This window comes from Colwellia sp. BRX8-4 (assembly GCF_014077345.1).
Taxonomy (GTDB): Bacteria; Pseudomonadota; Gammaproteobacteria; order Enterobacterales; family Alteromonadaceae; genus Colwellia_A.
The window spans coordinates 121,191-135,181 of the sequence record NZ_JACGVS010000002.1; the positions used below are offsets into that span (position 1 = coordinate 121,191).

At 35.9% G+C, this 13,991-nt stretch carries 12 protein-coding genes and 1 pseudogene; 9 read left to right on the forward strand and 4 right to left on the reverse strand.

The annotated features are described in order from the left end of the window. Positions 1-205 precede the first annotated feature (205 nt). A pseudogene (locus H4J56_RS19975) lies at positions 206-307 on the reverse strand (DNA topoisomerase III); the annotation flags it as partial. 187 nt (positions 308-494) lie between these two features. Next, entirely contained in the window at positions 495-1,223 is a 729-nt protein-coding gene (locus H4J56_RS02360; RefSeq protein WP_182258806.1) for a cytochrome b/b6 domain-containing protein, read from the reverse strand. A 355-nt stretch (positions 1,224-1,578) separates the two neighbouring features. On the opposite strand from H4J56_RS02360, the gene H4J56_RS02365 reads away from it, so the two are divergent. From H4J56_RS02365 to H4J56_RS02385, 5 genes are all read left to right on the forward strand, one after another. After that, positions 1,579-1,806: a glutaredoxin family protein gene (locus H4J56_RS02365; RefSeq protein WP_070374757.1), complete on the forward strand. Its 228-nt coding sequence runs from the start codon at positions 1,579-1,581 to the stop codon at positions 1,804-1,806. A 119-nt stretch (positions 1,807-1,925) separates the two neighbouring features. Beyond that, complete coding sequence (locus H4J56_RS02370) at positions 1,926-3,821, forward strand: tetratricopeptide repeat-containing diguanylate cyclase (protein WP_182213346.1); 1,896 nt, start codon at positions 1,926-1,928, stop codon at positions 3,819-3,821. A 16-nt stretch (positions 3,822-3,837) separates the two neighbouring features. Beyond that, positions 3,838-4,977 (forward strand): hypothetical protein, encoded by a 1,140-nt coding sequence (locus tag H4J56_RS02375; RefSeq protein ID WP_182258807.1) that lies wholly within the window; start codon positions 3,838-3,840, stop codon positions 4,975-4,977. Positions 4,978-4,995: 18 nt separating this feature from the next. Then, the gene (gene ovoA, locus H4J56_RS02380) at positions 4,996-7,119 is read left to right on the forward strand and encodes a 5-histidylcysteine sulfoxide synthase (RefSeq protein WP_182258808.1); all 2,124 of its coding nucleotides are present in this window, start codon (positions 4,996-4,998) and stop codon (positions 7,117-7,119) included. A gap of 5 nt (positions 7,120-7,124) precedes the next feature. Further along, complete coding sequence (locus tag H4J56_RS02385; protein ID WP_182258809.1) at positions 7,125-8,327, forward strand: pyridoxal phosphate-dependent aminotransferase; 1,203 nt, start codon at positions 7,125-7,127, stop codon at positions 8,325-8,327. A gap of 217 nt (positions 8,328-8,544) precedes the next feature. On the opposite strand, the gene H4J56_RS02390 is transcribed toward H4J56_RS02385, so the two are convergent. Together H4J56_RS02390 and H4J56_RS02395 are read right to left on the reverse strand one after the other, a co-directional pair. Then, positions 8,545-9,180, reverse strand: coding sequence for a hemolysin III family protein (locus H4J56_RS02390; RefSeq protein WP_182244229.1), 636 nt, complete (start codon positions 9,178-9,180; stop codon positions 8,545-8,547). Positions 9,181-9,400: 220 nt separating this feature from the next. Beyond that, positions 9,401-9,619: an EF-hand domain-containing protein gene (locus tag H4J56_RS02395; protein ID WP_070374752.1), complete on the reverse strand. Its 219-nt coding sequence runs from the start codon at positions 9,617-9,619 to the stop codon at positions 9,401-9,403. A gap of 203 nt (positions 9,620-9,822) precedes the next feature. On the opposite strand from H4J56_RS02395, the gene H4J56_RS02400 reads away from it, so the two are divergent. From H4J56_RS02400 to H4J56_RS02415, 4 genes are all read left to right on the forward strand, one after another. Next, positions 9,823-10,173, forward strand: a complete 351-nt coding sequence (locus H4J56_RS02400; RefSeq protein ID WP_182213355.1) for a RidA family protein — start codon at positions 9,823-9,825, stop codon at positions 10,171-10,173. Positions 10,174-10,333: 160 nt separating this feature from the next. Further along, positions 10,334-11,470 (forward strand): hypothetical protein, encoded by a 1,137-nt coding sequence (locus tag H4J56_RS02405; RefSeq protein WP_182258810.1) that lies wholly within the window; start codon positions 10,334-10,336, stop codon positions 11,468-11,470. Between the two features lie 10 nt (positions 11,471-11,480). Further along, positions 11,481-11,897, forward strand: a complete 417-nt coding sequence (locus H4J56_RS02410) for a phosphate ABC transporter substrate-binding protein (RefSeq protein ID WP_259367996.1) — start codon at positions 11,481-11,483, stop codon at positions 11,895-11,897. Positions 11,898-11,991: 94 nt separating this feature from the next. Further along, positions 11,992-13,932 (forward strand): ATP-dependent DNA helicase RecQ, encoded by a 1,941-nt coding sequence (locus H4J56_RS02415; RefSeq protein WP_182258811.1) that lies wholly within the window; start codon positions 11,992-11,994, stop codon positions 13,930-13,932. Positions 13,933-13,991 lie beyond the last annotated feature (59 nt).

Here is a 13,991-nt window from a genome sequence, read left to right on the forward strand (position 1 = left end):
CCTGGTCTAACAGAGGGTTGTGATTGTCAAACAGAGTCAAGAACAAGCTCTTTTTTTGTATGTATTTGTCAATAATAGTGAGGCTTTTTTTCAACGTTTTTAGCTTGGTAACTGCGTCAAGCTTATATCGTGATAATATGACCTTGTTTATTGAATTATATAATAAAAATATAGTGTCAAACTTATGGTGATTGATTGTTACATCATTGCCGAGCGCTATATAGCCTTGTTGACTTTTATGGGGGTTGGGTAAAGCTGCCGCAATGGCACGTCCTAAACTTGGCTTTTCGGCAATATATAGTTTCAATAGAATTTCCAAGGGTTCAATACAGACCATTAGAATAAGCTTAGCACAATAACTGGTTTTTTATACAGTACTCATTCTCGGTTATAGTCAAATTGTTTCATCCGTAACTAGGTTTAGTTAGGAAGCGGCCCACTCATTCACTATGTGGTGAGTAGGTCATTATCACAGCGGTAGGATAAAAGTAGTTTTACTTGTCTTTAGGTAAATATTTAAAGCCGTGGATCATTGAAGAAACAATAGAATGTTTTTCACGTCGTTCAGCAAAAAATACGGCTAAAATATGTAGTGGGATCAACAGCAACAAAAAGTAAAAGCTATAAACGTGAGCAGTTATAAAAGGCTTTCTTACATTACGCATTTCTTTATAAGCATCTGCATCAACATTTTCTTTACTGTAGGGCTTAATTAAGGCTACTTGGCTTTTATCTTGAGCTATGCTGCTAGCAAAGTATTGCCCAAAAGGAGGATAATAAATGTCAGTACCCGCGATCACTAAACCTGAAATCATCTGAATAGAAAGACTTAACATTAAAGCGCCAACCATAAGTTTCCCCAGTGGACTATGACCTTTAAATGTCTTATTTTTATCTTTTTTGAAATCGGCTAGTTCTTGTTTAAAGACTTTATTAAAAGGCAGTGTTTGTCCCCAACGTTCATATCCTTTACCAATAAAACCAAGAATAATTCTAAAAATTAAATTTGCAGCAAAAACATAGCCCACACATACATGTATTGTTTTAAGCAGTATTTTACCTTCTGTTGAGATACCTAGATCTTTACCAAAATAAATAACGCTACCAATAACAATAAGCAAAAGTACTGACAAGACATTCAACCAATGAAATAAACGAATGTTTCTACTCCAAACAAAAGTTTTTACTATAGTGGAAGTGATATTTACTGGGTTATCTTGCATGATGATGACTCTTTTTATTTGTTAACATTTTGTCTGTTATTTTAATAATAACCGAAATATTTATCCGCTTCTAACACTAAGTGATAGTTATTTGGATTAATGGTTACAAGATATCTTAAAGTAGCTGTGTGTCTTTTCAATTAAGCGGCGTTATTTTAGTTTACTGATGATTACCTAGCAGATAATTTAATTTAATTTTCCGCAAGTGTCAGCGTTTTTCAAGATAAGTTCCTGTAAACTAGCCAAACAGCCGTAAAATAATTCTGTGTATTATAGTATGTATTATGGACACCCATTTAATATTTATTCACTTGTTGAAGGAAATGCAGCGAATAAATAACCAAGGAAATTTAGCATGAAGAAAATTGTCTTATATAGTATGAGTAACTGCCCTCATTGTGACACGGCGAAAGCGTACTTAGATAAAAACAACATTGCTTATCGTTTATGTAATGTAAAAACAGCCGCGGGACAAAAAGAGTTTCGCAGAGCAAACTTTAGATCCGTACCGGTAATAAAGATTGGTGAAGAGTATCTGCAAGGATTTAAAGTGGCGGCTTTTAAAGCGCTTTACGAGGATTAATATTGGTTAATATATCGCTGATGATACAATTTTATGGCTTTAACTCGTTTTAAAAAAAGGTCTATGTTAAGGTTGAAATACTTACATGAATTAACAAGATCATTAATTACGGATGTGTAATGAAATTTGATTTTTATCGGTTTTTTTCGGTTGTTGTTATTATCTTTTTTTTTTCCTGTAGTCAATCACAGGCAAATAGTAGTGGCCAATTAGCGGTAGAACAAACCGATGAGCTAAATCGCTTATTGAACATGGATGAAGAAATACGCCAACAACCTCTGCAATCTTATCAACAATTATTAAACGCAGAAAAATCTTTTTCAACTATGCCAAAACTACAACAATCTTGGTGGTTGTTACGTAAAGCTCAAGCAGAAAATTTACTCTATTTTTATGAAGACTTTAATAAGACCATCGCACAAGCCGTAGCGCTTATCGACGACAAAACCCCATTAAAAATTCAAAGTCACCTTTATATTTATCAGGGGTTAATTTATCGTCGCCATGCTCAGTATGCAGATTCTGTACTTATTCTTCGAAAGGCTATGTCTATAGCAAAAAAAAATAATTTAACTTACCTTTTTATCCTTGCTAAACAAGAGCTTGCTTTTACAAAAAGTATCACTGAACTCTTCGAACTGTCATTGAATGAAATGCAAGAAGCTTACTTAGATGCTTATTCACTAAAAGAACACTTTCTAATTGCTGTTATCAATGAAACCTACGGTGCTATTTATGGCTATATGGACGATTATGAAAAATCGATAGAATATTACCAAAAAGCATTAAATACCTATGAACGTTTAAATTATCCAGCTCATGTTTCAGAGGCTATTTACGGCATTGCTATAACCTATCGATATTGGCAAAAATATGATTTGGCGATTCGCTACTTTGAGCTATATCAAGAAAAAATTGCCTATACCCCTAACACTGAAATTTCTTTTTTTTCAGCGTACGGTTTAGGTATGACACTGGCCGAAAAAGGCGATTGTGTTAAAGCTATCGATGTTATTAATCATGCTCTAACGTTAAATGGCTTGATTGATTATAATGCCGAATTATATAAGCAACAGGTTCACTGTTTTATTATCTTGGGTGAGTTAGAACAAGCGCAGGCATCGTTGACTAAAGCTGAAAATATATTCATGTCTTTACCTGAATTAGTCGGCACTAAGTGGCAATTAGAAGTTATAAAGCTCGGCTCAGAGCTTGCTCACGCAAGAAATAATGACAGTGAAGCTTTTCAATTATCTCGACAGTATTATCAAAAATACAATGAGTTATTGGTCAAAAATTCCAGCACACGATTAACTACAGCGCGCGCTGCGATGGAAAATGAGCGAAAATATGTTGAACAAGCACTTACCCTGCAACGAAAAAAGGTCGCCGCTTTAGAAAATGATTCCTATCATCAACAAAAATTACAGAACCTTTATCTACTGATTTTTATGTTATGTGCCGGCGTGGTTGTCATTATCGTGATAACCATTCAGTATAAAAATAATAAGAAAATGTATGCACTGTCAATTAAAGACCCATTATCAAATTTATATAACCGCCGCTATATTTTTGAGTACTTATCGAACTACCTGAACGATGTCTTAGTCGAAAAAACTGAACTTTCGGTGATTTTATTTGATATTGATGACTTTAAAATGGTCAATGATAAGTTTGGTCATCCTGTTGGTGATAAAGTTATTAAAAAAATAGCTGATCTTTGTCATGATGTCTTTCGTAATGGAGATGTCATTGGCCGTGTTGGCGGAGAAGAATTCTTATGTATTTTACCTCGTACCGACGAAAAGCAATGTAAAGTAATTGCTGAACGTTTTTTAAAAAAAATAAGTCAGCAAGTTTTCCAAGTCGAGCCAAGTTTACAGTTAACCGTAAGTATCGGTATAGCAACCTTGTCTCAACTTAGCCCAACGAGTGAAATGTTATACCTACATGCCGATGCTGCCCTTTACCAGGCAAAGCATAACGGTAAAAATAATGTGGTTATATATCAATAGAAAGCCATTATCTCATATGAATAATACAACACCGTTCGCCGTTCAAGCTATTATATTATTACAGAATTATATAAAACAGCTTGGCTTTACTCCTGTAATTCACTTTGAATTAGAAGGTTGTTATCAGCTCGATAGTAAAATAAAAAGATTTTCACTAGATTATCAAAGAATTAATCGTCAGTTAACGCATGCAGGAATTGACGGAGAATTAGTGCCAGAGTATTGGTATAGTCAGTGGGAGTATGTTTCTTTATTTAATGGCCAGTCGCCGTTAAAAGAGGCTAATAATTTAAGCCAAGCGTTACACCTTTTACCTCGTTTTTTTGCCGAACAAGGCATAAGTAAAACATTAATCAAACCGGTTGTTTGGTCTGGTGATAAAGGCAAGTTAGCCAGTGGTAGTGGTGATATTTTCACCACAGAAACACGGGCAGTGCATATCCCTAATGCTGTTCAAATGAATATTAGTGCGCTTGATAGTGAAGGTAAAAACATTATTATTGAACGCGGCTTTGGTGAATATTTACAGCAATGCTTTCTTGATACTAGTTTAAATTGTTGTTTGATTTATTTACCTGAAGAAGAAGCTTTTGAGCGACTAGCATTAAAAACTAAATACGGTTTAGCGGCTGAGTTATGTTCACCCGTGGATATTTCAGGCGGACACCAAGGCAGTATTGCCTTGTATAAAGAAGTGGGTAAACATAATCAAGCGATGGGCGAAGAGCCGGTACTTTATAATCACAAAAATGAAGTACTAGTTAAGCGACAAAATTGGCAAAAAACTGCTCGTATCGAGCACAGAATTGGTGCTTCAAGTATGCAATACAATGCTTATTTTAATATTATTTACTCTTTATTGAACTTAATTGACGCGCTTGAAGTATATAAGGTGGATAACTGTCGCAAATTGCTCCGTAAAGAAGTTCATCATCAAAATTTACCTTTTTCATTGTATGATAATACAGAGCAAGAAAAATTGGGCGCAATATCACTATTTGCAAATGATCACTGGTTAAGCGAAAGTTTAAATAAGCTATCGGGTCAATTTATAAATGGTGAGCAAATATCAGGGCAGTTGCAGTTAGGTGACAAATTAAAGCAAATGATTTTAGCGCCGTATCAACAAAAACTTATTCTCACTCATACATCATAATTAATTTAAAAATAAAATATGACTCTTATTAATAATCAAAATATTACCCCGCAGCTTAATGGTTTATCTATAGATGATAAACGCGCCGAGCTAAAAAGCTACTTCCATAATACTTGGACGACTTACGAGTCGTTGTTTGCTTTAATCAACAAAGATGAAGCCTATTATTTACGGCCTGAGACTTTACGCCATCCACTTATTTTTTATTTTGGCCATACGGCTACCTTCTTTATTAATAAATTACTTTTGGGTAAGTACATTAATAAGCGTGTTAATACCAAGTTAGAAGCTGTTTGCGCTGTTGGTGTTGATGAAATGAGCTGGGATGATCTCAACAGTGAACATTACGACTGGCCTAATGTTGATGAAGTAAGAGAATACCGTCAACAAGTTTTCACTGTGGTTAATAACCTTATTGATACCATGGAAATTAGCTTACCTATCAAACAAGATTCGTTAGCTTGGGTGATATTGATGGGTTGTGAGCATGAACGCATCCATCTTGAGACTTCATCAGTTATTATGCGCATGTTACCGCTAGATTGTTTAACACAGCCATCTGAAGTAGCGGGACAATGGACAAGTTGTGCTAATTTTTCAACGGCTCCAACGAACGAGTTACTACCTGTTACAGAACAATCTATTGTATTAGGGAAAAAGTTAACCGATGAAACTTACGGCTGGGACAACGAATATGGTGAGTTATCTGTTGAGGTTAGTGCCTTTTCAGCGTCAAAATATTTAGTCTCTAATCAAGAGTTTTTAGCTTTTATCGATGCAGGTGGTTACAAAAAACCACATTATTGGAGCGAAGAAGGGCAAAAGTGGCTAAGTTTCACTAAAGCTGAAATGCCGCGTTTTTGGCGAAAAAATAACGATGAATACGTGCAGCGTAACTTACTTAATGAAATGCCTTTACCTTTGAATTGGCCTGCAGAAGTGAACTACTTAGAAGCGAAAGCTTTCTGTCATTGGAAAAGTGAACAAACTCAAAAAAATATTGCTATGCCTACTGAAGCACAGTGGCATTGTCTAATCAATAATGCCAGCGATAATGAAGAACAAGTATTAGGTAATATAAACTTAGCCCGTTACGCTTCTTCATGCCCGATTGATGAATTTTCAACAGGGGATTTTTATGATGTTATTGGCAATGTATGGCAATGGAATGAGTCAGCAATAGATGGTTATGAGGGATTTAAAGTTCATCCACTTTATGATGATTTTTCTACGCCAACCTTTGATGGTAAACATAACTTAATTAAAGGCGGTTCATGGATTTCTACCGGCAACGAAACCATTCCGTCATCTCGTTATGCTTTTCGTCGTCACTTTACTCAGCATGCTGGTTTTCGTTATGTTGAAAATATCGATGGCAAAATACCATTAACGCCGGTTAATCGATATGAAACTGATCGTGAAGTTTGTCAGCAACTCGAAAGTCATTATGGTGATCAACATTTAAGTGTTGAAAACTATTCACAACAAGTTAGCCAATTATTGCTTAATAAAGTACGAGCTCTGGGCATTAATACCGACAAGTTATTGAACTTAGGTTGTAGTGTTGGACGAACCGCTTTTGAGTTGTCAGAGCATTTTCAGCATATTGATGCGGTAGATTTTTCTGCGCGTTATATTCAATTTGGTGTGCAACTTCAACAACAGAAAACACTCCGTTACACCAACGTTATTTCTGGTGACATACAGAGTTTTCACGAGGTGTCTCTTAAGGCCTTAGCGCTAAACAACAACGCTGACCATATTGTTTTTAGTCAGGGTGATGCGAGCAATTTAAAACCCATTTTTAACGGTTATGATGCGATTTTAGTTGAGCATGCGCTAGAAAAGAGTTATCAACCTAAACAGTTGTTAGCCACACTGTCTAAGCGACTTAATAAACAAGGTTTACTTTTTGTATTAACCGACCATCAATACTCAGCGAAACACACTGAAAAAGAAAACTGGTTGGGTGGGCTTAAAGTCAATGGTGAAAATGTTATTGGCTTTGATGGTTTACAGGAAAAACTAGCAGAAGAGTTTACTTTTTTAGACGCACAGCCATTAACGCGTGTGATTAAGCAAAATCAATGCACTTTCACCGTAACCACCACCGAAATGTCGATTTGGCAGCGGAAAATATAGCAAGGATGAAAAATATTTTACCGGCACATATCGCCTTTGGCCAACAGCTTGCAGAAAATCAAAAGGTCACAATTAAGCACAATTTGAGTAACTCTTGCGGACAGTCGTTGTCCGCAGCACAATTGTGTCTACTCGGTGAAACGAGTCTTGATAATCTACTGGGTGACCAAGCGTTATCCTATGCGTCGATAAGTGGCAGCCATTATTTGCGATCACTTATTGCCGGTTTTCATCAAGACTATAATCATCATCAAGTTGAGTTAACTGCTGACAATGTTCTAATTTTTTGCGGCGCTCAAGAGGCGTTGTCAGCTATTTACCAAACAGTACTTAGCGAAAATGAACGAACGCAAGGTAATACAGTTGAGCAACAAGCAGCGATTGAAATTGTTGTTATTACACCTTGCTATCCCTCTCTAGTGACGATGGCAGAGCAGATGGGGATTAAAGTAAGGTGCCTTACGGTTGATTTTCAACAAAACTGGCAAATTAACCAAGCGGCACTTTTAGACCTAGTAAACGAAAATACCCGACTAATTGTCTTGAATTCTCCCCATAATCCCAGTGGTAGCATAATAGACACTCAATTTTCGGAGCAAATATTAGCCATTGCAAAACAGTTCAATTGTTACCTTTTAGCCGATGATGTCTCTCAAGCGAGTAACTATAATGATCTTAAATTAGCTCATCGCTATTTAGATTATGATCGCACGATTGTTGTCTCGGTATTATCGAAAAGTTTTGGTTTGGCGGGGCTACGTATTGGTTGGGCAGTGTCTAAGGATAAATCACTGCTAAAAAAATTATTAGCGGTAAAAGCTCAAGGCTCAATTTGTACTTCAATCGTTGATGAAAAGCTGGCAGAGCTTGCTTTAGAAAACCATGTTGAAATCATCAGTAAAAATAATCTTATTATCAAAAATAATATCGCTTTATTTCAGCAGTTTATCGACAAAAACCAGTTGCATTTTAGTTGGTGCCCTCCTCAGGCAGGCTTACTAACATTAGTGAAGTGCCATAGTGATTTACCCATGCTTGAATGGGCAGAGCAACTCGCCGAACAAGCGGGAATATTCGCTTACCCATCATGCCTATTTGGGCTTACTGGGCCATATTTTCGTTTAGGGCTGGGTGCAAAAAACTTTTCAATGATACTGGAATCATTACAAGGGTTTGTTGATAGTCGCTTATCGTTGACTGTGAATTGAAAGTTGGATTGAAAGCTTAATTAATTTATTTTTGCTATGAACCTATTAATTAGTAGCCGCATTCTCCATTGCTAAGAAAGTTGACGATAACTCGAGAATCAAGCCTAAAAGCTGCAAAGGCGATAGCGTTTTAACGGCTGATCTAGGTATAAATTAATTTACCATCCTCACCAGCAACTATATCTCTGGTTATTTCTTTTGTCAGTCCTATCAGCGCTTATAAGTAGAAGTAGATCATAAAAAAGTGACATGCCGCGCCACCTAAAACAAATAAATGCCAAATAGCATGGTTGAAATGTATACGCTTTTGCACATAAAAAATAACCCCTAAACAATAAATAATACCGCCAAGAGCAAGTAGTGTTAAAGCTTGATTTGATAATTTGTCATTTAGCTGTTCAATAATGGTTATAGATATTAGTCCCATACCTAAGTAAGTGATCAGCGAGGTTTTTTTATAGCGGTGACCAAATTTCATTTTAAAAAACACCCCTAATATAGCCATACTCCAGATAATTGTCAGCATAATAGTACCGAGTTGGTCGTTTAAGGCAATCATCATTAAAGGGGTGTAAGTTCCTGCGATTAACAAGTAAATAGCACAATGGTCGAGTAATTTAAAAAGCCTTTTTTTGTCAGGATCTTGAAAGGCATGGTAAAAAGTTGAAGCGGTGAATAATAAAACCAAACTAGCACCGTACACGGCATAACTCACTATTTTTACTAATGAGTTATCAGTAAAAGCTGCAGTGAGTAGCATGTAACAAGCCATAACAGACAATATTGCGCCAAGAGCATGAGTCAAGGTGTTGGCTATTTCTTCATTTTTGCTGTAACTAGCTTGGCTTGTCATTTGTTATCCTGTTATTTTTCATTGTTTCTTTAAATTTGATTTCAGTGTACACGTGTAAGCTGAGATTGAATAATAACAGAAAAAACAATTGAAACAAGAGGTCAGACCAATGAATTTAAGGTATAAAAAAAGAGCTTAGTTAAGCTCTTGATTAGATGAAAAATAGTAAAGTTACTTTCTCAACGAATAATTGGAGAAGGGTAAATTTTAATGAAAAACGCTACAAAGCTAACTCAATCACCATAGCTTTGAGTTCTTCTTTGGAAATTGAATTATTATGATTAACATCAAATTTATTAAAAATACTCTCACACATACGGATGCCTTTATCTTGCAAAAGACAGTCAATTAATTCAACAAATTCACTTCGACTAATCGCACCGTCTTTATCTTCATCAAAAAATTCAAATAGTTCATCAACCCACTGATTAATGTCCATCAGTTATCCTTATTAGTAGTATTACATCTACTAAATACTTTATCTTTTATTGTGCTATTTGTGAATGATTAATTGCAACATTGCGTTAATAAGCGTGATTTATTATCTACTAGCGTAAAGTTTCTACACAGCACAAGTATCAAAGCTACATTTTCTAGTAAGTAGAGTATATACTTTAACATATTTAATCATGACTAAATAAAATGACTATTATTAGGCAAGAAACAAAAACACGAATGAGCCGCATCGTTAAGCACAATGGTGTTATTTATTTATGTGGACAAGTTTGTAAAGATGCGAGCCAAGGCATTGAAGAACAAACACGTTCAATGTTAGATAAAGTTGATGAATTACTTGAACAAGCAGGTAGCGACAATAAACATATTCTATCGGCAACTATTTATATAAAAGATATGAATGATTTTTCAAAAATGAATGAAATTTGGGATAATTGGATCCCTCAGGGGTTCGCTCCTGCAAGAGCTTGTGTCAAAGCTTCAATGGCAAGAAATGAATTACTTATTGAAATATCGGTAATAGCGGCCGAAATATAGTTATTTTTTAAACTTGTTCTCTAACATTTTTAATATATTAATCTACACTTCATTAGGTTAGCTTGCCTGTAAACGAATCGATTTTAATAAAAAAATTTTAATAAAACATAAGCACGTAAAAACATAAGCACGTAAAAATATAAACTCTAAGGTGGATAATATGAAAAGTAAAATAGCGGTACTAGCGCTTGCTAGTAGCTTTATTTCCTATACGGCTCAAGCAGATATCAATTTAAGTGGTTTTGCTTCAATAACAGGTGGTATCACTACATCGAGTGATGAAACACTGTATGGCTTTAATGATACTTTTGACTTTAAAAATGGTTCATTACTTGCCATTCAAGCATCAAGTAACATAGGTGAAGGCCTTGATATTACTGCACAAATTGTTTCTCGCGGTGAGAATGATTGGGATACTGAATTTGAGTGGGCCTACGTTAGCTATAACGTAAATGATAAATTTAGGGTTTTGGCTGGGCGTCAACGAGCACCTTTCTTTATGTACTCAGACTTTTTAGATGTTTCGTATGCCTACCCGTGGATAACACCACCAAAAGGTGTTTACGATTTAATTTTTAATACTTTTGACGGTCTTAGCGGCATATACAGCAGTACTCTTGGAGAATTTGATACGACTTACCACTTTATTGCGGGTAATAACTCCGATGAAATCGAAGTCTTTGGTGAAAAATCATCACCTAACATGGATAATATCTTAGGTGGCGCTGCAACCTTTAATAGAGATTGGCTAACCTTGAGAGCAGCTTATTTTAATGCTGATGTATCAATTCCTTCAACAGGGTTAGATGGACTTGCTAATAATTGGAATGCCTTTGGTTACGCTGCATTTGCAGACAATACTAGTATTTTTGAAGACAAAGCAACGTTCACTGAACTTGGCTTTCAAATTGACTATGAAGGCATCTTAGTTGTCGGCGAATATACTACGCTTAAAATAGATAATACGTTATTAGGTGAAGAAGAGTCTTATTATGTGATGCTAGGTAAGCGCTTTGATAATTACTTAGTACACGTTACTTACGGTGTTGATGAAGACACTGCGGCGAACGATTTTACTAGCGTTATACCGTCTGGAACTCCTCTTGATGCTTTAAAAGTACCAACACAAGATGTTATAGCTAGTCAAAAAAATGATTCAAGCTATGTTACTGTTGGTTTACGTTGGGATTTTCATAGCTCTGCATCATTAAAGTTTGAATATACCGGTTTTAATGATGACCTTAATGGTGCTAATGATGCTGGTTTATTCCGCACTTCACTTGTTACTGTTTTTTAGGGGATTGATGATGAAATATATAAAAGTCACTGCGATCTTACTTTCAATAGGCTTTAGTTTAACGGCTTCTGCCGATATTGCTGTTATTGTGAATCCGGCTAATTCTAGTGCGCTTACCGACAGAGACATATCTCGGATTTTTTTAGGTAAAAATAAGAAATTTACTAACGGTGCTTCTGTCATGGCAGCCAATTTAAAAGATGAAAGTCCCGCTCGAGAAGAGTTTGAAAGCAAAGTGTTGCAAAAGACTAGCTACCAAGTTAAATCTTATTGGGCTAAGCTAATTTTCTCTGGTAAGGCGAAACCTTTAGCAGAATTTGACAATGATGCCGATGTGTTAAGTTTTGTTGCTGATAACCCTGATGCTATTGGCTATATCGATGCTGCTAATGTCAGTGATAAAGTTAAAGTGATTAAAACCTTTTAAGTAACTCTGTTATTATAAAACGAGTATCAACAGTGATTTTCAATTGACTGTTGATACTCGTTTTTTTAATTCATTTATTTAATAGGTATTTCTTGTGTCATCTCTTGTTAACTCACTCAAGCAAATCTTTGGTTTTTATGCCTTTCGTGATGGACAGCAGCAAACGATTGAACAGCTCCTCAATAGCCAATCTTCTCTCGCTATATTTCCGACTGGCTCAGGTAAATCATTATGCTATCAATTAGCGGCTATAGAACTACCTCACTTAACTATTGTTGTTTCTCCCTTGCTGGCGCTAATGAAAGATCAATTAGCCTTTTTAGCGACGAAAAATATAGCAGCGGCAAGTATCGATTCAACATTAACGCCACAGCAAAATCAGCAAGTCATGGCGGATACGCGTTCAGGTAAAATAAAAATTCTTATGGTGTCGGTTGAGCGTTTTAAAAATGAGCGTTTTCGCCAATTTATTGAGTCTGTGAATGTATCTATGTTGGTTGTTGATGAGGCACATTGTATTTCTGAATGGGGGCATAACTTTCGACCCGATTATTTAAAACTCCCTAACTATCGCCAAGAACTCAACATTCCGCTGGTGCTTTTGTTGACCGCCACAGCGACCAAAAAAGTCAAGCAAGATATGGCCACTAAATTCGCTATCTTACCAGAGCACATCGTACAAACAGGCTTTTATCGTCAAAATTTAGATTTGTCGGTGTTAGCGGTTTCAACAAAAGATAAAAATCAACAATTGCTAACAAGTATCGCTGATCAAACCGGTTGTGGCATTGTATATGTGACTTTACAGCAAAGTGCTGAATATGTGGCAAACTTTTTGACGCAACAAGGTTTGAATGCGCAACCTTATCACGCCGGATTTATAAGTGAAAAACGACAGAAAATTCAAGAAGATTTTATGTCGGGAAAAGTACAAATCATCGTGGCTACTATTGCTTTTGGCATGGGCATAGATAAAGCAGATATCCGCTTTGTTATTCATTATGATTTACCCAAGTCAATTGAAAATTACAGCCAGGAAATTGGCCGAGCAGGGCGTGATGGTTTAGCATCAAATTGCATTACCTTGGCAAATTTAGATGGGCTAAATACCGTTGAAAATTTTGTTTTTGGTGATACACCCGAACTGAGTGGTATTGAATGTGTTATAAAAAACATTCAACAAGAATGCCAAAATGATCGCTGGGAATTACAAGGTTTATCGCTGTCAAATGCCAGTAATATCCGCCAATTACCCATGAGAACCTTACTTGTTCAGTTAGAGCTGCAAGGTGTTATTAAACCACTATTTTCATATTTTGCCGATTTTAAATATAAATTCACCACCAATAAAGACGAAGTGTTAAATTTATTTGAAGGTGAGCGCAAAGATTTTCTTGCGACTATTTTTAAATACAGCGGCTTTAAAAAAGTATGGGGAGAGCCAGACTTTGATGCACTATTTCAGCATTATGGCTGTGACCGTGGCCGAGTGATTGTGGCTTTGGAATACCTACAAGAGAAGCAATTAATCACCTTGGAAACAAAAAAAATCACTGAAGTATTTAGTGTTAACAAGGCCTTATTGTCAGCTAATATACTTGCTAAGTCACTACATGATTATTTTGTCGAAAAAGAAGAAAAAGAAATAAAACGTATTGCGACACTGGTGCGCTTCTTTGAATTATCCTCTTGCCTAAGTCGAAATTTATCCTTGTACTTTAATGATAAAAACACCCCTGAAAATTGTGGACATTGTTCAGTATGCCGTGGAAACGTTGCTAAGCTAAGTTACTCACAAGAAAGTATTCTGCCAGATGACACTGCGATAGTTGACATGCTAACGGCACTTATTGAACATATGTCGACCAAGCACAAAGGTGTTTTATCTTTAGAAACGATGTGCCGATTTTTAACTGGATTAACCGTGCCGCTTTTTAGCCGTAATAAAATAAAACAGTTATCTGGTTTTGGCTGTTGTGAAAATATTCGCTATCAAGAAGTGCGTGAAAAAGTGATCAGTGTGATGAATATTTAGCGGTAAATAATTAATAAAAAAGCGAAATATAAGTACTTATATTTCGCTTTTTATTTTTC

Coding starts and splice junctions, on each gene's coding strand:
- H4J56_RS02410 (WP_259367996.1), top strand. CDS start 11,481: ATGAAATATATAAAAGTCACTGCGATCTTACTTTCAATAGGCTTTAGT.
- H4J56_RS02370 (WP_182213346.1), top strand. CDS start 1,926: ATGAAATTTGATTTTTATCGGTTTTTTTCGGTTGTTGTTATTATCTTT.
- H4J56_RS02365 (WP_070374757.1), top strand. CDS start 1,579: ATGAAGAAAATTGTCTTATATAGTATGAGTAACTGCCCTCATTGTGAC.
- H4J56_RS02375 (WP_182258807.1), top strand. CDS start 3,838: ATGAATAATACAACACCGTTCGCCGTTCAAGCTATTATATTATTACAG.
- H4J56_RS02385 (WP_182258809.1), top strand. CDS start 7,125: ATGAAAAATATTTTACCGGCACATATCGCCTTTGGCCAACAGCTTGCA.
- H4J56_RS02400 (WP_182213355.1), top strand. CDS start 9,823: ATGACTATTATTAGGCAAGAAACAAAAACACGAATGAGCCGCATCGTT.
- H4J56_RS02395 (WP_070374752.1), bottom strand. CDS start 9,619: ATGGACATTAATCAGTGGGTTGATGAACTATTTGAATTTTTTGATGAA.
- H4J56_RS02360 (WP_182258806.1), bottom strand. CDS start 1,223: ATGCAAGATAACCCAGTAAATATCACTTCCACTATAGTAAAAACTTTT.
- H4J56_RS02405 (WP_182258810.1), top strand. CDS start 10,334: ATGAAAAGTAAAATAGCGGTACTAGCGCTTGCTAGTAGCTTTATTTCC.
- H4J56_RS02390 (WP_182244229.1), bottom strand. CDS start 9,180: ATGACAAGCCAAGCTAGTTACAGCAAAAATGAAGAAATAGCCAACACC.
- ovoA (WP_182258808.1), top strand. CDS start 4,996: ATGACTCTTATTAATAATCAAAATATTACCCCGCAGCTTAATGGTTTA.